Raw genomic sequence first — 18551 nt, 5'->3', positions numbered from 1 at the left:
GAAGGGCGCGCCGGGCCAAAGCCAGACGCGCCCTTGCAAACGGAAGCCGCGTGGTGGTTCCAAGCGACGGGATTCAGTCGATCAGCACCGACTGCTTGGCAGCGCCCGACGAGTTACCAGCGACAGGAACTTTCGGGTTCCGGTGGTTCAGCCAATTCGCCACCGCCAACAGCGCTACCAACCCGAAGGTGCTCAAGAGCTGGGGACGGGAATCCTCGCCGATGAAGCCCACCGTGAAGATCGCGGCGAGAATGACCAGGCCAAAGCACGTGAGCCACGGGAAGCCGGGCATCCGCAGGGGAAGCTCCGTTCCCTCGCGGTCGGCACGGAGGCGCAGCGCGAGCTGGGCCAGCAGCGCGGACGTCCACACCAACAGGCAGGTGGAGCCCACGATGTTCAGCAGGACGCCAAGGACCATCTCGGGGAATGCCAGCTCCAGCACAACTGTGACAACGCCGAACGCGACACTCGCCAGGACCGCAATGACCGGGACCCGGGCCTTGGACACCGAGGCAAGGAAGCGCGGTGCCTCACCCCGCTCGGCGAGGGAGTACGCCATCCGGGACGCACCGTAGAGGTTGGCGTTGAGCGCGGACAGCAGTGCTGCCACAGCTACCAGGGTGATGGCGGTGGCCGCACCGGGCATTCCGGCGGCCTCCAACACCGCGGCGAACGGGCTCTTCAGCCCCTCCGAACCCACCGGAACCACGGCCGCGATCACGAAGATCGCACCGATGTAGAACACCAGGATGCGCCACAGCACGGTCCGGACTGCCTTCTTCACGCTGCGGGCCGGCTCCGCCGTCTCAGCTGCCGCCACGGACACAATCTCGGTGCCGCCGAACGCGAACGCCACCACGAACAGTGCCGTGGCAATCCCGCCGAAACCGCCGGGCGCGAACCCGTCGCCCATGAAATTGGCAAGGCCCGGCGACTGGACGCCCGGCAGCCAGCCGAAGAGCAGGGCGGCGCCCACCAGGAGGAACCCGACGATCGCCGCCACCTTGAGCAGGGCGAACCAGAACTCGAACTCGCCGAAGTTCTTCACACTGGTCAGGTTCACGGCGGTGAGCACCACGATGAACACGAAGGCCATCAGCCACACGGGCAGGGCGGGGAAGATGGTGGCCAGCAGGCCTGCCGCACCGAGCGCTTCCGCTGCGATCACCACCACGAGCTGCAGCCACCACAACCAGCCCACCGTGGCACCGGCCACCGGCCCATACGCCTTGGCGGTATAGACGGAGAAGGCACCGCTGTCCGGGTTGGCGGCAGCCATCTCGCCGAGCGCCCACATCACCAGGATGATGAGGGTGCCGGCCACGAGGTAGGAGATCAGCACAGCCGGGCCGGCCGCCTGGATGCCCGCGCCGGAGCCGATGAAGAGGCCCGCACCGATGGCGCTTCCGAGCCCCATCATGGTGAGCTGCCGGGGTTTGAGGGCGGCGCCGAGTGGGCGCGCAGACGTCTTTGTCTGTTGTTCCATGGGGATTCCTCTAGATAGTAGGTGGAACGGGTTGGGGTTGGGAGCAAAGAGCTTTAGGCCGCGTGGGCTTCCAGGATCCGGAGTACGCGATCGTTGGAGGCGGGGTCGGCGACGGTGATCCGCACGCCGCCGCCCTGGTACGCCCGGACCAGGATGCCGGCACCGTCAAACGCGTGCACCAGCCTCGCCCGGAGGCCGTCATCGGCACGGATCCACAGGAAGTTGCCCTGGCTCGGCTGCAGTTTCCAGCCCCGGGCTTCCAGCAGCACGGCCATCCGGGCGCGCTCCTGCTTCACGACGGCGACGCGCGCTTCCATCTCCTCCCCCGCGTCCAGCGAAGCGATGGCCGCCTTCTGGGCCAGCGCGCTCACGGAGAACGGAAGGGCGGTCCGGCGCAGTCCCTCGGCAATGTCCGGCGCCGCCACGGCGTAGCCCACGCGCAGGCCGGCGAGCCCGTAGGCCTTCGAGAAGGTCCGCAGAATGCACACGTTCGGGTATTCGCGGTAGAGCGCCAGGGAATCGGGGCCGCTGCCCGCTTCGGCGTATTCCACGTAGGCTTCGTCGATCACCACGAGGATGTCCGAGCGGACGGATTGAAGGAAGGCCTCGATGCGTTCGTGGCTGATCGGCACGCCGGTGGGGTTGTTGGGGGTGCACAGCAGGATGACTTTGGTGCGGTCGGTGACGGCCGCGGCCATGGCATCGAGGTCGTGGCCCTCCAGGTGGTCCAACGGGACGCGGACCGGCCGGGCGCCTGCCAGCTCCACCAGGATGGGATAGGCCTCGAAGGAGCGCCACGCGAAGATCACTTCGTCCCCGGCGTCGCACAGTCCGGTGATGATCTGCTGGAGGACGCCAACGCTGCCCGGCCCCACCGCGACCTCCCCGACCGTGACGCCGAGGTGGCTGGCAAGCCGTTCGCGGAGTTCGACGGCGGCACTGTCCGGGTAGCGGTTCATGGCACCGGCCGCTGCGGCCACCGCAGTGATGGCTGCGGGCAGCGGTTCGTAGTGGCTTTCGTTGCTGGCAAGGGCTGCAATGTCCATGCCGGCGCTGCGCCGGCCCGGGACGTAGGACGGAAGTCCGGTGACCGCGCTTCTAAGGGTGGGAAGCGCGGTGCCCGGTCTGGTCAGGAGCTGATCAGGGGTCATGAGGACCGATCATTGTTGTGATCCCGCCCACATTGCAAGATACGCTCTAGCCATTGGGACAACTGCTCAACTTCTACTGTGTGTGGTGAAAATATGACCATCTCGAACTCTCGCACCCTCGATTCCCTCGACGGCCGAATCATCCTGGCCCTGGACAAGGACCCGGAAGCCAGCGCCCTGGCACTCTCGCGGACACTCGGCGTCGCGCGGAACACCGTCCACGCCCGGCTGGCACGGCTGGAGCACAGCGGCGCCCTCCGTTCGTTCAGTCGAAGACTGGACCCCGCCGCGCTGGGCTACGAACTCATGGCCTTCCTCTCCCTGTCCATCAGCCAGACGCGCACCGGGTCGGTGGAGAACGGGCTTGCCGCCATCCCGGAGGTCATCGAGGTGCACGCCACCACCGGCGACGCGGACCTCATGGCCAAAGTAGTGGCCCGCGGCACCAGTGACCTCTACCGCATCACCAACGAGATCCTGGAGATCGACGGAATCGAACGGACCAGCACGGCCATCTCCATCCTGGAGCTCATGCCGCCCCGCTACGACGGCCTCATCAGCCGCCTGTCCGAGCAGGAGTCCCGCCCTTCGGACTAGGTGAGGTGACGCAGGCCACAACTAGGCAAATTTTCAGTTCACTCCTCCCCTTGCTGCCAAAAGTCCCAACCAAAACCGGTGCTATTGCTTATCCGAGGCTTGGCGCACAGGCTTCCTGCATGACTTCACTTACCGTGTCAGGCCGCGTAGCCCAGGTTCTCAGCAGTTATGTCAGCGATGTCTTCGGCGTCATGGGCAACGGGAATGTCTACTTCCTGGACGCCGCGGAGAAGCAGGGCATCCGCTTCTCCCCCGTCAGGCATGAGGGCGCCGCCGTCGCCGCGGCCGACGCCTACTACCGGACGTCCGGACGCCTCGCGGCCGGCACCACCACCTACGGCCCCGGCTACACCAACGCACTCACGGCCCTCGCCGAGGCGGTGCAGGCGCAGATCCCCGTCGTGCTGGTCACCGGGGACGCCCCGAGCAGCGGAGCCCGGCCCTGGGACGTGGACCAGGCGGCCATCGCCGCGGGCCTCGGCGCGGCCACCTTCACCGTCACCCGCGACGCCGCGGGCGCCATCACCCGGCAGGCGGTGGAGTACGCACTCACCAGGCGCACCGCCGTCGTCCTTGCCATTCCCTACGACCTCGCGGCACTCGAGGCGCCGGAAGAGGACCTGCCTGAACCGTCGGCAGCAAAGGTGACGGACGACGTCGACGGCGGCCTTGGGCAGGCAGCCCGCCTGCTCGCCGGGGCCAGGCGGCCGCTGATCCTGGCCGGCCGCGGTGCGCATCTCGCCGGCGCTGGCCCGGAACTCCGGGAGCTCGCCGACCGGCTGGGCGCGCTGACCGCCGGAACTGCCCTGGCGCTCAACCTCCTGCAGGGCGAGGGGTACCTCGGCGTCGCGGGCGGCTTCGGCACGGACACCGCGGCCGAACTCATGGGCGAGGCCGATGTGGTCCTGGTGGCCGGGGCGAGCCTGAGCCCGTTCACCATGCGGTTCGGGCACCTGCTGGGCCAGGACAGCACCGTCATCCAGATCGACGCCGGCCTGGAGGCGACCAACCCGCGGGTGGACGTGTTCATCAGCGCGGATGTGAAGACCGCGGCAGCGCGCCTCCTGTCGCTGCTGGATGGCGAGGCGGCGGCGGAAGGGTGGCGTACGGAAGCCCGCAGGCGCCTGGCCGAAGGACCGGCCCACCACCCCGGCTCGGACGAGACCCCGGACGGCCGGCTGGATCCGCGCTCCCTTGCCACGGCACTGGATGCCGTGCTGCCGGAGCGCCGCACGGTGGTCCAGGACGGCGGGCACTTCATCGGCTGGGCACCCATGTACTGGAACATCCCGCGGCCGCAGGACCTGGTGATGGTGGGGACCGCCTTCCAGTCCATCGGGCTGGGACTCGCGAGCGCCGTCGGGGCAGCCCGTGCTGTGGAGGACGGCCGGACCCTGGTGCTGGCCTCAGGCGACGGCGGTTTCCTGATGGGCCTGGCCGACCTCGAATCGCTCATCGGCGCGGCCCGCAGCGCCATCGTGGTGATCTACAACGACGCCGCGTACGGAGCCGAGATCCACCAGTACGGTTCCCAGGGGCTGACCGAGAAGCCGATGCTGATCCCCGAGGTGGATTTCAGCGGCATCGCCCGCGCGCTCGGCGCCGAGTCTGCGATCATCCGCTCGCTGGCGGACCTGTCCGCTCTCACGGACTGGATCGACGCCGGCGCGAAGGGAACCTTCGTTGCCGACTGCCGGATCACGTCGAGCGTCCGGGCCCCGTGGCTGAGCGAGTGGATGGAGGCGTCCCAGGCTGCGAAGGCGGCGGTCGCGGGATAGCCCACTAGAAGCAGCCAGAACCGTCGACTCCGGCCTGCCGGCTCATATGCTGGTGCTAATGTCTGGACCTCCCAGCGTATAAGTGAGAAATTATGGCGCGCGGAGCGGGAGTTCAACACGTCCAACGAAAAGTTGTCTATCGCGATCGAAAAAGTGCCTCAAGTAAGCCTTTCGGGACCGTCGGGCGCCCGTTGCCGCGCTTCCACAACTTGATTGCTGGGACGGTGGTGGGACACCGGCGACTTCCCCATTAGAAGCGTCCGGTACCACCTGTCGAGTATTCACGAACGACAATGTCGTGTCGTGGCCAGGTACCTAGAACCAAGTCTCTTATGTTCAACTTATGCACTCCACAGACGGCAACTCTCCCCAAGACTTTGCTGGCATCGAGTACACACTCTTTGTTTCAGCGCCCGAGATATACAACGTCTCGACACTGGAAGGAAAAGCGGCGAATATCATCGAGTCTTTCTTCGCTGGACATGCGATAATCGTCCGTCGGCGCCTTGCAGGCGGATTTGGCTCAACCACTGGGGCACCACCATTTTGGGAATTTGTTCTGTGGGTGCAAGAAAATTGGGAATCCCTAGAAAAGGTCGCCACTTTATTAGCCGGGTTCGCCGCCGGCGTAGTCCTCCGTTGGCGCCGTCTCAAAGAGCGGCTAAACAACAAAATCCTGGACCCCTACTGCCCATCAGTTATTATTGACATTGCGGCGAGAACCAGCAGCAAAGCATCTGCCTCAGAAGGAATGCCTGAACGGTCCTTTTATTCGCTCCTTAGGCTTTTACCGAATCTTGACACTGCTCTGCGCGACGAGCTCCACGACCATAAGTTCAGCATTCAGATAGTAGATCAGACTTCACAGTCGCCCCGGTTCGTCTTATTCAACGTGGAACGCCTGACTACGAATGACGTGGCGCTGATGATTCGCTACCTTCGAAAGCTGAAGGAGAACTCCTCTATAAACGCTGTCTTGCTCTACCGAGCATTCGGGTTGTTCCCGAGGCTTGTTCCTTCCCGAGGCGGTTCCCAATTCATGAGGCTTCTCATACGTTCAATGGGGAATCGGTAGCAGTAGCCAAACGGGCCTAACTCCGCAGCAAGGCAGGAGGTACCTGGGGCAGGTATCGAAGGAGGCAGCCGTCGCCTCTTGCTGCTTGTTCACACGGCTACCCTGCTTCTCATGAGCACCCGAGAAGGCCACGGGAAGGGGACGGGCACGTAACCATAGTCTTCTTGCGCGCCCAGGGTGCTTGTCGCCGTCGTACTGACGACGTGGGCGACACGGTCGGATTGCGCGGCCGCCGACGGAGCAGATCATGCATTTCGTCCCCTGTCTCGGGGACTGGGCCGGGAATACAATGAGCCATGCCCGTGACCGGCCGAGTCGTTTCTGCCGCGGTGCTGCTCGTCGTTGGGGCAGGCCTGGCGGTGTTGGCTGTGATGGTCCACTACGAATTCATGAGAACTTACGGCGATGTGAGCGGTACCCCGTTGGAGGGTCTCACGTGGGGGCTTACGGCCGGACCCTCCGGATTGGGGCTCGGTCTGGTCGCGGTGGTTGCCATGATCGGCTTCATGATCTCGACACGGCGGTGGATGCGGCTGGCGGCCGTGGCCATCCCGGTCCTCATGCTGCTCGGGATGTTCGCTGTCACCCCCGCGGCGCTGGGGCAGAAGATGGAAAACCAGTTTGTTTCCGCTCCGCAATGCGTGACCGAGGGCACCGATGAACCCATGGCCAGCGCGGATCGTGAGGCCCAGCAGGCGTTCGATTCCATCAGCCACATCGGCCATTTCAGTGGCGGCGGCATGAGTGGCGTCGGCGGCTGTACCCGCTGGTTTAAGCTCTCAGGAGGGGCCGACGTGTTGCAGCACTATCGGGGAGCCTTGCCGGCGGCGGGCTGGGAAGTGGTGGAGGATGACGGAAGCCATCTGCGGGCGCAGCTTGATGGCCGCGCGTTCGACGTGATGCCCTGCCCCGGAGGCGGTGCCATCTGGGCGGGAAGCGACGACGAACCTTCATTCGGGCAGGGAAGGCCTGGGCTGGCGGGCACCGAAATTTGCCCGCACGACCTCTGAACACAACGTTTCGAGACGACGGCGGGAAGGCGAGCCCCGCCGTCGTCATACCTTGGCCGCACCTCAGGACGCGCGGCGGAATTCCCCCGGCCGGACCTGGAGATGGAACGGCAGCGGCAGCTGGATTGGCTTGTCGCCGATGGGCTTGTCGAGCAGCTCGTTGATGGAGCTTTGCCCTTCCAGCTCGCCGTCTCGTTTGGTGCCCATGAACCGACCCTACGGGCGTCACGGCCGGACAGACTCCCCTGACACGGGTAATGGCATAGCCCGAGAACCGAGCGTGGGCGCCATCGTTGAATGCTGATACGCCCCCTGAAGTCAGGGGGCCGGCGGTGGCGGGTCTGCAGGACGCTCGGCACGCCATGGCGACCGCCACTCCGCGGCATCCCACCCCTCCATGATGTAAATCCGCTCATGCGCCACCCGGTCACCCCGGAACTCCAGGACGTTGACCGTGTGCATCCATGGCGCGCCGTCGTAGCTAATCAGGTTCTCTACAACCACCAGGTCTTCGCGGTGGGTGATCCGCCGGGTGTGGAACTTGAGCTTCGCCGGATACTGCCGGCGCCACTCGCGGAAGTTCTCCACCCCTTCAAACCGCTCGCCGGACTGGGGAAACTCCAGCACGGCGTCGTCGTGGTAGATCTCGTGGGCGATGTCCTCGTCCTTGCCGGAGTACTCCCAATGGCGCCGCAGCGCCTCCATAAGGGCTGTCTCGTCGAGCATCACTTACCTCCGGGCCGGGCGACGGGTAAAGACCAGGTGGATCACGCCTTGGGGAGAAGGGGTCGCTTCAATGTCAAAGCGTTCTTCGAGTCCTTCGAGTCCGTCCCAGAGCCGTTCGCCCCGGCCCAGGAGGATCGGCACAAGGACGACATGCATGTGGTCGATCAGGTCGGCCTCCAGGAACTGCCGCACAGTGCTGGCGCCGCCGCCGATCCTGACGTCCAGTCCCCCTGCCAGGGCGCGGGCCTGTTCAAGCGCGGAGACGGGGTCCGCGTCAACAAAATGGAAGGTTGTTCCGCCTTCCATTTCGAGGACCCGCCGGGGATGGTGGGTCAGGACGACCACAGGGGTGTGAAACACAGGGTTCTCGCCCCACCACCCCTTCCAATCCTCGTTCTCCCAGGGACCGCGCTGAGGGCCGAACTTGTTGCGCCCCATGATTTCGACGCCGACCCCGGGTCCCCACTGGCTGGCGAACCCCTCGTCGATGCCGAAGGATCCTTCCGATTCCCCGTGGATGCCCATCGCCCGGAAGGTCCGCGTCTCGAAAGCCCACTCCAGCAGCCGCGTGCCTGCGTGGCCGAATGGAGCGTCCAGTTGCTGGCCCTCACCGGTGCCGAAGCCGTCGAGGGAGACCGAGAAGTTATGCACGCGGACAAGGGACATGGCGTCGCTCCTGAAGTGTCGTTGGCAGTCGCTGTATGGCGATCGGCCCCCACGGCTCAAGGGGCCCATGCCCGGCGTACCTGAGCGTGGCCCGGGGCAGGGAACCCTGACAACAACTGACCGGCCAGCACCCCGTCAAAATGCCATGCGTTCTGACGGGCCGTATGCAGCCGGTTTGCCGTGACCGAACAAAACAAGTCGTGGTTGAAGTTCTGCGAGGCGGCGCATGGACTCTCTGTTGCGCTCCGACGACCACGTGAGGATGCCGGGAGGCTGGGATAGGCGACGGAGATTAAAGAAGACGTCCCCGCAGATCAGCACCCTGTCAGATTCGCGCCACAACGCGATGTGCCCTGGTGTGTGTCCGGGGACATCAAGCACGGTGAAACTGGCAACTTCGTCGCCTTCCTTGAGCAACCGGTCCACCGTTCGCCCAGGCGCCATCTTGTACTTTCCCAAGAGCCGGGACAGCCGGCCGGGCCCTGTGACTGGCCTGCCTGATTGGACGGACGGGGCATCCAACGCACCCGCCCACAGCGGAAGGTTGAGTTTGGTGCAGATAGCCCGAGAGGAGCCAAAATGGTCAGGGTGGGCGTGAGTAACGAGGTTCGCCCTCAAATTCAGTCCGCGCGTTTGGCGCAGGATGCGCCCTCTCGCCAGTACCGTGCCGGCATCCACCAGGATGTCCTCAACGACGTAGACGTTGATCTTGTGGCGGGGAAACCCGGTCAATTGATGAACCCCAGGGGCAAGCTCCAACATAGGTCACCTCAGCAGCCTCGGTTAGCGTTACCTGCAAGGATGAGCCGCCTTCGTCACATCTTCAAGGCGTCACACTCGAAAGCTGGAAGCTACCTGGTGTGGGTGGGCAGTCCTGTCGAACGGCCTAGCCTTACAACATCCGAACCATTACCCCCCGGACGGGTCAGGGCATTCGATCTGGTCCTCCTCAGGGTCAATGCCACCGCGAAGACGGGAGCTGCTTTCGGCAGCTCCCGTCCTTGCAGCGTGTCCGCCAGTCTCAGTGAGCGTTGGCTTACTGCTCCCCTTCGGCAGCAGCAGCCGCCTTAATCGCGTCCTTCTCGGCGCGCAGAGCCTCCGCGTCATGCTGTTCCTCGGCCTTTTCCTGGTGGATGACCGCTGCGAAGAGCTTCTCCATCTCCTTGGCCACACCGGCAGCTGACGCCGGGTTCTGACCGGTCACCAGCCGGTCGTCAACCACGACCCTTTCCTCGAAGACACCGGAGGAGACGTGGGTAGCGCCCTGTTCCTCAAGCCGGTCTGCCAGGAAGAACGGAATGACCTTGTCCTTGCCTGCGGCGACTTCCTCCTCGTTGGTGAAGGCGGCCACCCTCCGGCCCTCGACGAGGCGAAGTCCATTCTCCAGTTCCACGTTCAGCAGGCCAGCCGGTCCGTGGCAGACCGCGCCCACCAAGCCGCCGTTGTTGTAGACCCTCGCCACCAGGCTTTGCAGGCCTTCGCTGTCCGGGAAGTCCCACATGGTGCCGTGGCCGCCCACGAGGTAGACGGCGTCGTACTGGTCCGGATCAACGACGTCGACGCGGGCAGTGTTGTAGAGGCCGGCGCGCGTGGTCTCATCCTCCGTGAAGGCCACTTGGATGGGATCTTTCGAGTCCACCTCGTCGCGCGGGGGCTGGCCGCCCTGGATGGACGCAAAGTCGACGAAGTGCCCGGAATCCTTGAACACTTTCCAGGGATGTGCGGCTTCGGCCACGTTGTAGCCGGTCTTCTCCCCCGTATCGCCGATCTCGGAAACGCTGGTCAGTACCATGAGGATTTTCTTCATGAAGTGCTCCTTTCGTCCGACTCCCACCCTACGCCCGGCCCGCTCGGTGGGTGGCTCTGCTGAAACGGCCTAGCCTTGGAGCAGCGGAAACAAAGCCTCGGCCGTCCTGGGCTTCTGAATCCGGTCACTAATGTCGAACCAACCGGAAGGTGCCCACCCATGCGGATCCTCGTCGTCGGAGCCGGAGCAACAGGCGGGGCGTTCGGTACGCTCCTGCAGGAAGCGGGACGGGATGTCACGTACCTGGTGCGGCCGCGCAAGCAGGAGGTCCTCCGCCGCGACGGGCTGCGCTTCGTCTCCCCCACCGCTGACCGGACACACCCGGTGAAAACCATCACCGCCCCGGACGGGTCAGAGGTCTTCGACCTGATCCTCGTCACGGTCAAAGCCACCGCGTTCGAGGGCGTACTCGGCGAGATCGGCGCCTTCGTCGGGCCCGGAACCACCATCGTTCCAATCCTCAACGGCATGGCCCACGTGGTTCGGCTTGAGCAGCAGTACCCGGGGCAGGTGCTGGGCGGCCTGGCCCGGATCGTCGCCACGCTCGACGGCGACGTGGTCCGCCAGCAGGTGCCCCTGACCTCCCTCATGGTGGGCGGGCTGAACGGAAACCCTGTCTCTCCAGAGGTTTCCGAAGCTCTGGACGTGCCCGGCGTCGACTTCTCAGTAGTGGACGACGTAGTAGGCGCACTGTGGGATAAGTGGGCCTTCATCGCGGCCGCGGGAATCGTCAACTGCCTGTTCCGGGCACCGGTGGGACGGATCCTCGACGCCGGCGGGCAGTCCAGGATCCTGGAGGCCATCAGCGAAACCGAAGCAGTGGCAGCAGCGGCGGGGCATCCCGTTTCCGACGCCGCTCACGCACAGGCCGTCGGCATACTCACCGAGCCGGGCTCGGCCTTCACTTCCTCCCTCTACCGGGACCTCACCGCAGGGCTGCCCTCCGAAGCGGAGCACATCCTCGGCGACCTCGCGCGCCGGGCCCGCGACCTCAACGTCCCGACGCCGCTGCTGGACCTCACGCTCATCCAGATCAGGGCCGGCCTCCCGCGCTGAGTGCGGAAAAGCCCTGGCACGTACCTCGTGCCAGGGCTTTTCCGTGTCCGCTAGCCAGCCGGACTACGTGCAGTGGTAATCACCAGGGGTTTCGACAGGCTCAACCACCGGAGGCTTTATCCGGCGACCTGGAAGGTCAGGGTCTCGGTGAAGGTCCGGCCGTAGACGTCCGTGGCGGTGACCGTGGCGGTGTGCTCGCCGGCTGCCAGGTCGGCGGGCAGCTGCAGCCGCCACAGGTGCATCATGCGGTCGGCCAGGCTTCCGCCGTTGACCAGCTGCTCCTGGACGGCAACCGGGTCGGACCATTCAGCGCCGACCAGCTGGCCTTCGCCCTGCATCTGCTGGGTGCGGACCGCCTCAACTGCCTGGCCGCCGTCGAGCTGTACCTCCACGGTGGAGCCGGTGCTGCCCATCCAGAAGTTGCTGGTCAGCCAGGTGGTGTTGGCGAGGTCGTCGCGGGAGACGGTCAGCGGGCCGGTGAACTCGGGGGCGCTGCCCTTGTTCGCGAGGTTCTGGGCGTACCACTCGCGGTAGCGCGGGGTGTTCAGGCCCAGCGACATCTGCAGTGACTCGTCCTCGCCCCGGACCGTGAAGCGCTCCTGGAACTCGGTGTTCTTGATGTCCAGCGTCAGCACGCCCGGCAGACCGCCGTCGCGCTGGTAAGCGAGCGGGTAGCCCTCGGCGGTCTGGCGTCCGGAGTACCAGTCACCGGAAATGGCGCCGGCGGTGATGTGGGTGAACGGCAAGGCGTCGATGCCGAACAGCTCGGACCAGCCTGCCAGCGAGTCGCCTTCGCGCAGGTTCTCGATGCTGTGGGTGTGTCCGCCCAGGGCAACCACCTCGCGGCCTTCAAGGATCTTGTAGATCTCCTTGACCTGCTCCACCTGGTGCTTGCTGCTGCCCTGGTCGGCGTAATCGAGCAGCGGGATGTGCGCCGCCAGGACGATCAGCTGGTTCTGCGGCACCTGGGCGATGTCGTTGCGCAGCCATTCCAGCTGCTGCTCATCCAGCGAACCGGTGTAGTCGCCCTTGGCGGCCGGAAGCTTGGTGGGGAATTCCACGGTGTTCAGGGCTACGACGTGTGCCTTGCCAGCGTCGTAGGAGTAGTACTCCGGACCCAGGTTCGCCTTGAACGTGTCGAAGGTGTGCTCGCTGCTGGTGGCGTCGAAGTCAAGGTCGTGGTTGCCGGGCAGGAAGCGGGCCGGGCCGTTCAGCATGCCGGCCAGTTCCCGGGTCTGCGGGTAGAGCGAAAGGTCATCGCCCACCACGTCGCCGATGAACAGGGCCCCGCAGCCTGCATAGTCAGTGCGTGCGGCCAGGTCGGTGAAGGCGCCGGTGCGGGCATATCCCACCTCGTCCTGGTCATAGGTCTGGACGTCGCCGCCGATGACGCAGCGCTGTTCGGGCGACTGGGTCAGGCCGCTCTTGGCCAGCGGGAAGTTCACCTGGTCCGGCAGCTCTCCGGTTGGCTCGATGCCGCCGAACTTCAGCTCCGGGGAGCCGGCCGGCAGGTGGTGGTAGAAGAACTGGGCCACGTTGGCCCCGTCCACAGGAACCTGGTAGCCGCGGGGCTGGGTGACGAACACGGTCATGTTCTCGAACGCCGGCAGCGCGTAGCGGCCCTGGCTGTCCGTCGTCGTGACGTCGCGCCCGTTGGACACGGTCACTCCCGCCAGGCCGCGCTCGTTTCCGTCCTGCACGGAGTCCTGGTCCTCGTCCACGAAGGCGACGCCGTCGATCACCTGTTGGTTCTCGTCAGGCCCTTCGACGACGTTGACGCTGCCGCGATAAGCGGTGGCGTCCCAGTCGGCAGACTCGGCGGCGTTGCCGCTGGACGGGTTGAGGAGGGAGGCCGCGGCGATGACGGCCAGGGTGCTGGCGGTCAGGGCCAACGGCCTGGCGGGATGGAACTTGGACGGTCTGGCAATCAGGTACACAAAGGTCCTCCGGGTCGAGTGAATGCTGCCGGCCGTTCCAGCCGGCGCATCCACCCTCACAGGATCAGGTAAACGGTTACCCACGGGCATGCCACGGGAAGTGGACGTACACGTAACCACTCATTAAGCGGCAGGACCCGCCCAAGGTGCCTGCCGCCGTCGTACCGGATATTAGGTGAGGGAAGGCTCTTCCCCGTTTCAGGCCGCAGGTTTGATGTTCTGGTTGATATGGAACAGGTTCCCGGGATCGTACTTCGCCTTGATCCTGGCCAGCCTGGCGTAGTTGCCGCCGTAGTTGTCCTCGATGCTGGACTGGTCGTCGGCGTCAAGGAAGTTGACGTAGCCCCCGCCGGCTCCGTAGGGATGCAGCGCCTGGTGGTAGTCCTTGACCCACCTCGTGTTGGCAGCGTTGTCCTCCGGGGACTCCCACATCCCGGCGATGGCTACCGAGAAGTTGGCGTTCCGGTAAGGAAAGGCAGTCTCGTCCCGTCCCACGCGCTGCGCCGCACCGTTGATGGGGTAGTAGTGATTGGCGGTTTGGGGACTGGGCACCCCGGCTCCGAATTTCCGGGCAACACTGATTACGTCGTCGCTCAGCTCCGGCAGGAACTCCGCCTTCCAATACGCTTGCAGGCCCTTCGGTAGCATCGGGTCGAACAACGTGTTGAGCACCGGGTACGGGAGCGGGCCCACAAAGGATCCGGCTACTGGGGCGACATCCAGGAACTGCTGCCATTGCCGCTCGCCTTCATCGTGGGGACCGGTCCAGCAGCCCACCACAACCACTACTGGTTTGCCGTGGTGCTCCTCCGGCAGGAAGGGTACCGGCGGGCCTTGGTGGAATCCGAGGAAGATTCCCATGTCTTCGGGAGCTGTGGCGATGTAGTCCCGGTACAGCTGCCCAACAGCCTCAACCTGCTCGAGCAGGTAGATCACCACACCGCCATAGACCACGTCCACCGGGTGTAGGTTGAATTCCAGGGACGTGACCACACCGAAGTTTCCTGTGCCGCCGCGCAACGCCCAGAAGAGATCGTCGTTCTCGGTGGCGCTGGCCGTGAGGAACTTCCCCTCTGCGGTGACCACATCCGCGGATATGAGGTTGTCGCAGGACAGGCCGTGCTTGCGGGCAAGGTAGCCGATGCCTCCGCCGAGCGTCAGTCCGGCAACACCTGTGGACCCGATAATGCCGCCGGTTGTTGCCAGCCCGAACGCGTTTGTGGCGTGGTTGAAGTCGGCCCAGGTGGTGCCTGCCTCAGCCCGGGCCGTCCGGGCAGCAGGATCCACCCGGACGCCCGTACGGCCGGCGAAGTCCAGCACGAGGCCGCCGTCGCAGGTTCCGAACCCGGGGGCGCTGTGACCCCCACCCCGGAGCGCGAGGTCCATGCCGTTGTCGCGGGCAAAATTTACTCCTGCGATGACGTCCGCGACTTGAGACACCCGCAGGATGGCGGCGGGACGTTTGTCGATCATGCCGTTGTAGACGGCCCGTGACGCGTCGTAGTGGGGGTGGTCTGAAGTGATGACCTGGCCCCGTACTTTTTCTTGCAGGGCCTGGAATCCGTTGTTGTCCATGGAGACTTCCATTCGCCCCGGGCATGCCTGCACGCTCAGGGACTTGGCACGGCATCCCCCGGCCGTGCGGGACCTTCATGATGCAGCCGCTGCGGGCCCGGGACGAGCCCGGGAACAGGCCTGGCGGCCTGAAGCAGCGGCGGAGACCGGATGCGCCGGTGCTGCGTGCATGGGGCATTGCACCACCGGCGTGATTCTCGAATATGCGCCTGCCGGCGACGCTGCCGGGCGAAGCTTGGGACACCCTTGGGCCGACGACTACCCGTAAGCTACGCCTGCCCGTTTTCAAGGTCAAGAAGCGGTAGGAAAAGGTACGTCCCGGCATCGGTGGCCGGGACGATGCGGACCGTGCGCCGCGCGGACGGCGCGGCGCACGGTCTACTCGCACTAAATCCGCGCGGTTTCCTTCTCGCGGTCGGCCTTCTTGTAGGACTCCCAGAAGGTGGCCCCCGTGATGCTGAGGGGCTGCGGGTCGAAGACCGGGTCGAGGCCGAGCTTCTGTTGCCGCTCGAAGTCCTTTAGGGCCTTGAGCGCGGGCTTCTGCAGGATCAGGATGCCCACGATGTTCAGCCAGGCCATAAGCCCGACGCCGATATCGCCCATCACCCACGCATCCGCGGCCGTGTTCACGCAACCGTAAGCAGCGGCGACGAGAATGGCCACCTGCAGGGCGATGGTGGTGGCGCGGCCGAGGCTGGTCCGGAGGCCGGGGATCACCGTGGCCGACGAGTTGCCCAGGAGGAAGCGCAGGTTGGTCTCGGCCATGTAGTAGTACGCGATGACGGTGGTCAGGCAGAAGAAGATCAGCGTGACAGCAATGAACGCGGCGCCGACGCCGGGGAAGACGGAGTCGAATCCGGCCTGCACATACTGGGGTCCGACGACGGCCGAGGCGGACAGCAGGCCGCCTTCGGCGAGGATTTCGCCGTCTTCGCTGCCGCCGGAGAAGACGCGGTAGGCGCCGGTGGAGAGGATCAGGAAGCCGGTGGCCGAGCAGACGAACAGCGTGTCGATGTACACCGCGAAGGCCTGGACCAGGCCCTGCTTCGCCGGGTGCGAGACTTCGGCGGCGGCCGCGGCGTGCGGGCCCGTTCCCTGGCCGGCCTCGTTGGAGTAGACGCCGCGCTTGACGCCCCACATCACGGCCAGGCCGATGATGGCGCCGAGGGCAGAATCCATGCCGAAGGCGCTGCGGAACACCAGCGAGAGGATCTCCGGCAGCTGGGCGGCGTTGATGACGACGACGATCAGGGCGAGGATGATGTAGCCGGCGGCCATGAAGGGCACCACGAAGGCGGCAACGCTGGCGATCCGCTTCACGCCGCCCATGACCACAAGTGCCAGGAGGATGACCGAGCCGACGGCAACAATCCACGGCTCGAGAGCCCAGGCGCCGCTGATTGCGGTGGCCATGGAGTTGGTCTGGACACCCGGCATCAGAACGCCGCAGGCAAGGACGGTCACTGCCGCGAAGACATAGCCGTAGACCTTGAAGAAGCCGGCGCCCTTGGTGTGGGCAAACCCGCGGGAGAAGTAGTAGGCCGGGCCGCCGCGGTACTCGCCGGTCAGCGGATCACGGGTCTTGTAGATCTGGCCGAGGGTGGACTCGATGAACGACGTGGACGCGCCCAGGAAGGCGACCGCCCACATCCAGAACAGGGCGCCCGGTCCTCCGAAGGCGATCGCGGTGGCGACGCCGGCGACGTTGCCGGTGCCGACGCGGCCGGACAGGGACATGGCCAGGGCCTGGAACGAGGAGACGCCGGAGGCGGACTTCTCGCCGTGAACGAGCTGCTGGAACATCCCCTTAACGTGCCGGACCTGCAGGAAACGTGTCCGGATGGAGAAGTAGACTCCGGTGGCGAGGCAGAGATAGACGAGCCAGTCGCTCCAGATCACGTTGTTGATGGCTGATAAGGCATCGCTCATAAGTGTGGGTTCCCTCCATGAAGAGCGTGGGTGATGCGTTTGGTGCTGCGCGGCGTCGGTCGACGCGATGTGGCGCACCACACCAAAACCTGTGAAGCCTCTCACAAAGAGTTACTCCAGTCCATTTGGCTTCCCGGTGGGGGCTCTTGTACCGCCTGGTGCTCAGGCCTACCGTCGTTACATGAGCCGGCTGCTTCGTGGAGGAACCCGAACTGCGGGTGCTGTCATGGCTGCAGGGTCCGCGTCTTTTCTTGCCGGGGCCTTCATGCCTGTCTCGCGTGTATACGTGGAACGGGAACGGCAACGCAAACTGGAGATTTTGCTGGCGCACCCCGTGCAGTGGAGGGCGCAGACTGTGTTGCTCGGCGCGGGCACCATTGTGCTGCCTGCCGGCGTGGCGGTGCTCGCCGGAGTTTGGGACCAGGGACGCGCGGGTGGCGAACAGGAACGACCGGCCGGGCGGCGGCTCGCCCAAGCCGGCGCAGTCCTCCTGGCCGGTGGAGCTGCCGTCTTACCTGTGGACCTGGCAGCCCGGTTCACCGACCCCGAGGGCTTCGCGCTGGGGCGGCAGCCCGAGTGGCCATTTTATGGGTATGTGTGGGTGAGCCTCGCGGGGATGGCAGCCCTCGGCGGCGCCCTGCTCCAGCGGTCCCGCACGCACGCCGGTTTTCCGCGCTGGCCCGGCTGGCTGAATTTCGGCGGCGCGGCAACCTTCGCCGGCGTGCTGGCCAGCACCGGCGACCTTCCGCCCCTGTCCATTTACGGCATTGAATTGGCCACCGGGGTTGCGCTGGTTCTTCGCGGCGGCCAGCGGCAGCCATCAGGGGATACGGGCCCACGCCGCCACTAAAATGAGGCATGGACATCGCGGATGTGCTCTGGACGGTGCTCGGCGCCGGGCTGATTCTCTTGATGCTCGCGGACGTCTTCCACACTCTCCTCTATCCGCACGATTCCGGCCCTACCGGGCGCGCGATCATGCGGGGAATCTGGCTGCTGACGAAGAAACTCCGGGGCCGGGCATCCTCCGCCGCGGCGCCCCTGGCCATGGCCGCCGTCATCGCAACCTGGGCAAGCCTGGCCGCCGTCGGCTGGGCCCTGCTGTACCTGCCCCATCTGCCGGACGGCTTTGTGTACGGGACTGATGTTCCGCAGGGAGGAGATTTTGCCGAAGCCCTCTACATCTCGCTCGCCACTCTTTCCACTGTGGGGTTCGGTGAAATCGTGGCCGCCAGTCCTCTGCTCCGGCTGGTCTCCGCCCTGCAGGCCATCACCGGCTTCGGGCTGTTGACCGCCACGGTCTCCTGGATCCTGCAAACCTACCCGGCCCTGAACCGTCGCCGTGCTCTGGCCCACCAGCTGAACCTGTTCCGGGAGGCGGCCGGCCCTGATGGTGTAGCGGCACTGGAACCCACCCATGCAGCCGGACTGCTGGAGTCGCTGGCCCGGAACGTAGCCACCGTAGGCATAGACCTGGTGGCGTTCCACGAAACCTACTATTTCCGCGAAGTGGACCAGCGGAGTTCCCTGCCCGCCACGCTTGCCTACGCCCAGCAGCTGGCATCGGACGCCGAGCGGAGCGAAAGCCGGGAACTCCAGTTCGCCGGACGGATGCTGCACGCGGCACTGGACGGGCTCGCGGACGTCCTGCGCGGCAAATTCGGTCATGCCGGAACCACCTCCTCCGACGTGTTCGACAGCTACGAGCTGCACCACCGCCACCGGCGGGCGGGGGAACCGGACCGGTGACGCCGTCAG

The 18551-nt window shown here is 65.6% G+C and carries 17 protein-coding genes; 7 read left to right on the top strand and 10 right to left on the bottom strand.

Annotated elements, in window-relative coordinates; translation table 11 throughout:
* Positions 1-73 precede the first annotated feature (73 nt).
* Positions 74-1486: an amino acid permease gene (locus tag AC5RWA_RS16440; RefSeq protein WP_494058346.1), complete on the bottom strand. Its 1413-nt coding sequence runs from the start codon at positions 1484-1486 to the stop codon at positions 74-76.
* A gap of 53 nt (positions 1487-1539) precedes the next feature.
* On the bottom strand, positions 1540-2637 hold the full coding sequence (gene hisC / locus AC5RWA_RS16435) for a histidinol-phosphate transaminase (RefSeq protein ID WP_494058345.1): 1098 nt from the start codon (positions 2635-2637) through the stop codon (positions 1540-1542).
* 93 nt (positions 2638-2730) lie between these two features.
* Between hisC and AC5RWA_RS16430 the strand changes: the two genes are divergently transcribed.
* The 4 genes from AC5RWA_RS16430 (at position 2731) to AC5RWA_RS16415 (ending at position 7097) form a co-directional block, all read left to right on the top strand.
* The gene (locus AC5RWA_RS16430) at positions 2731-3234 is read left to right on the top strand and encodes an Lrp/AsnC family transcriptional regulator (protein WP_494058344.1); all 504 of its coding nucleotides are present in this window, start codon (positions 2731-2733) and stop codon (positions 3232-3234) included.
* Between the two features lie 119 nt (positions 3235-3353).
* A complete protein-coding gene (locus tag AC5RWA_RS16425; RefSeq protein WP_494058343.1) occupies positions 3354-5012 on the top strand; it encodes a thiamine pyrophosphate-binding protein in 1659 nt (552 codons plus the stop codon).
* 343 nt (positions 5013-5355) lie between these two features.
* Complete coding sequence (locus AC5RWA_RS16420; protein WP_494058342.1) at positions 5356-6087, top strand: hypothetical protein; 732 nt, start codon at positions 5356-5358, stop codon at positions 6085-6087.
* 296 nt (positions 6088-6383) lie between these two features.
* Positions 6384-7097 (top strand): hypothetical protein, encoded by a 714-nt coding sequence (locus AC5RWA_RS16415; protein ID WP_494058341.1) that lies wholly within the window; start codon positions 6384-6386, stop codon positions 7095-7097.
* A gap of 63 nt (positions 7098-7160) precedes the next feature.
* On the opposite strand, the gene AC5RWA_RS16410 is transcribed toward AC5RWA_RS16415, so the two are convergent.
* The 5 genes from AC5RWA_RS16410 to AC5RWA_RS16390 form a co-directional block, all read right to left on the bottom strand.
* Positions 7161-7304 (bottom strand): hypothetical protein, encoded by a 144-nt coding sequence (locus AC5RWA_RS16410; RefSeq protein WP_275729278.1) that lies wholly within the window; start codon positions 7302-7304, stop codon positions 7161-7163.
* A gap of 111 nt (positions 7305-7415) precedes the next feature.
* Positions 7416-7823, bottom strand: a complete 408-nt coding sequence (locus tag AC5RWA_RS16405; RefSeq protein WP_494058340.1) for a nuclear transport factor 2 family protein — start codon at positions 7821-7823, stop codon at positions 7416-7418.
* A gap of 3 nt (positions 7824-7826) precedes the next feature.
* Positions 7827-8489 carry a dihydrofolate reductase family protein gene (locus AC5RWA_RS16400; protein ID WP_494058339.1) on the bottom strand — a complete coding sequence of 221 codons (663 nt, stop codon included), beginning with the start codon at positions 8487-8489 and terminating at the stop codon, positions 7827-7829.
* 135 nt (positions 8490-8624) lie between these two features.
* Positions 8625-9251 (bottom strand): MBL fold metallo-hydrolase, encoded by a 627-nt coding sequence (locus AC5RWA_RS16395; RefSeq protein ID WP_494058338.1) that lies wholly within the window; start codon positions 9249-9251, stop codon positions 8625-8627.
* A gap of 274 nt (positions 9252-9525) precedes the next feature.
* Complete coding sequence (locus tag AC5RWA_RS16390) at positions 9526-10296, bottom strand: type 1 glutamine amidotransferase domain-containing protein (RefSeq protein WP_494058337.1); 771 nt, start codon at positions 10294-10296, stop codon at positions 9526-9528.
* A gap of 159 nt (positions 10297-10455) precedes the next feature.
* Here AC5RWA_RS16390 and AC5RWA_RS16385 point away from each other — a divergent pair, with 159 nt between their 5' ends.
* Positions 10456-11352, top strand: coding sequence for a ketopantoate reductase family protein (locus AC5RWA_RS16385; RefSeq protein ID WP_494058336.1), 897 nt, complete (start codon positions 10456-10458; stop codon positions 11350-11352).
* Between the two features lie 116 nt (positions 11353-11468).
* On the opposite strand, the gene AC5RWA_RS16380 is transcribed toward AC5RWA_RS16385, so the two are convergent.
* The 3 genes from AC5RWA_RS16380 to AC5RWA_RS16370 form a co-directional block, all read right to left on the bottom strand.
* On the bottom strand, positions 11469-13289 hold the full coding sequence (locus AC5RWA_RS16380) for a calcineurin-like phosphoesterase C-terminal domain-containing protein (RefSeq protein WP_494058335.1): 1821 nt from the start codon (positions 13287-13289) through the stop codon (positions 11469-11471).
* 198 nt (positions 13290-13487) lie between these two features.
* The gene (locus tag AC5RWA_RS16375; protein WP_494058334.1) at positions 13488-14864 is read right to left on the bottom strand and encodes an FAD-binding oxidoreductase; all 1377 of its coding nucleotides are present in this window, start codon (positions 14862-14864) and stop codon (positions 13488-13490) included.
* A gap of 387 nt (positions 14865-15251) precedes the next feature.
* Complete coding sequence (locus tag AC5RWA_RS16370; protein ID WP_494058333.1) at positions 15252-16793, bottom strand: alanine/glycine:cation symporter family protein; 1542 nt, start codon at positions 16791-16793, stop codon at positions 15252-15254.
* A gap of 181 nt (positions 16794-16974) precedes the next feature.
* Between AC5RWA_RS16370 and AC5RWA_RS16365 the strand changes: the two genes are divergently transcribed.
* Entirely contained in the window at positions 16975-17643 is a 669-nt protein-coding gene (locus AC5RWA_RS16365) for a hypothetical protein (protein WP_494058332.1), read from the top strand.
* A gap of 8 nt (positions 17644-17651) precedes the next feature.
* Entirely contained in the window at positions 17652-18542 is an 891-nt protein-coding gene (locus AC5RWA_RS16360; RefSeq protein ID WP_494058331.1) for a potassium channel family protein, read from the top strand.
* Positions 18543-18551 lie beyond the last annotated feature (9 nt).

The sequence above is a fragment of the Arthrobacter sp. 210 2 genome (assembly GCF_059093025.1).
Note: the sequence above shows the minus strand (reverse complement) of the source record. Positions and strands in the feature narration are given on the sequence as shown.

Coding starts and splice junctions, on each gene's coding strand:
- AC5RWA_RS16440 (WP_494058346.1), bottom strand. CDS start 1,486: ATGGAACAACAGACAAAGACGTCTGCGCGCCCACTCGGCGCCGCCCTC.
- hisC (WP_494058345.1), bottom strand. CDS start 2,637: ATGACCCCTGATCAGCTCCTGACCAGACCGGGCACCGCGCTTCCCACC.
- AC5RWA_RS16430 (WP_494058344.1), top strand. CDS start 2,731: ATGACCATCTCGAACTCTCGCACCCTCGATTCCCTCGACGGCCGAATC.
- AC5RWA_RS16425 (WP_494058343.1), top strand. CDS start 3,354: ATGACTTCACTTACCGTGTCAGGCCGCGTAGCCCAGGTTCTCAGCAGT.
- AC5RWA_RS16420 (WP_494058342.1), top strand. CDS start 5,356: ATGCACTCCACAGACGGCAACTCTCCCCAAGACTTTGCTGGCATCGAG.
- AC5RWA_RS16415 (WP_494058341.1), top strand. CDS start 6,384: ATGCCCGTGACCGGCCGAGTCGTTTCTGCCGCGGTGCTGCTCGTCGTT.
- AC5RWA_RS16410 (WP_275729278.1), bottom strand. CDS start 7,304: ATGGGCACCAAACGAGACGGCGAGCTGGAAGGGCAAAGCTCCATCAAC.
- AC5RWA_RS16405 (WP_494058340.1), bottom strand. CDS start 7,823: ATGCTCGACGAGACAGCCCTTATGGAGGCGCTGCGGCGCCATTGGGAG.
- AC5RWA_RS16400 (WP_494058339.1), bottom strand. CDS start 8,489: ATGTCCCTTGTCCGCGTGCATAACTTCTCGGTCTCCCTCGACGGCTTC.
- AC5RWA_RS16395 (WP_494058338.1), bottom strand. CDS start 9,251: ATGTTGGAGCTTGCCCCTGGGGTTCATCAATTGACCGGGTTTCCCCGC.
- AC5RWA_RS16390 (WP_494058337.1), bottom strand. CDS start 10,296: ATGAAGAAAATCCTCATGGTACTGACCAGCGTTTCCGAGATCGGCGAT.
- AC5RWA_RS16385 (WP_494058336.1), top strand. CDS start 10,456: ATGCGGATCCTCGTCGTCGGAGCCGGAGCAACAGGCGGGGCGTTCGGT.
- AC5RWA_RS16375 (WP_494058334.1), bottom strand. CDS start 14,864: ATGGACAACAACGGATTCCAGGCCCTGCAAGAAAAAGTACGGGGCCAG.
- AC5RWA_RS16370 (WP_494058333.1), bottom strand. CDS start 16,793: ATGAGCGATGCCTTATCAGCCATCAACAACGTGATCTGGAGCGACTGG.
- AC5RWA_RS16365 (WP_494058332.1), top strand. CDS start 16,975: ATGAGCCGGCTGCTTCGTGGAGGAACCCGAACTGCGGGTGCTGTCATG.
- AC5RWA_RS16360 (WP_494058331.1), top strand. CDS start 17,652: ATGGACATCGCGGATGTGCTCTGGACGGTGCTCGGCGCCGGGCTGATT.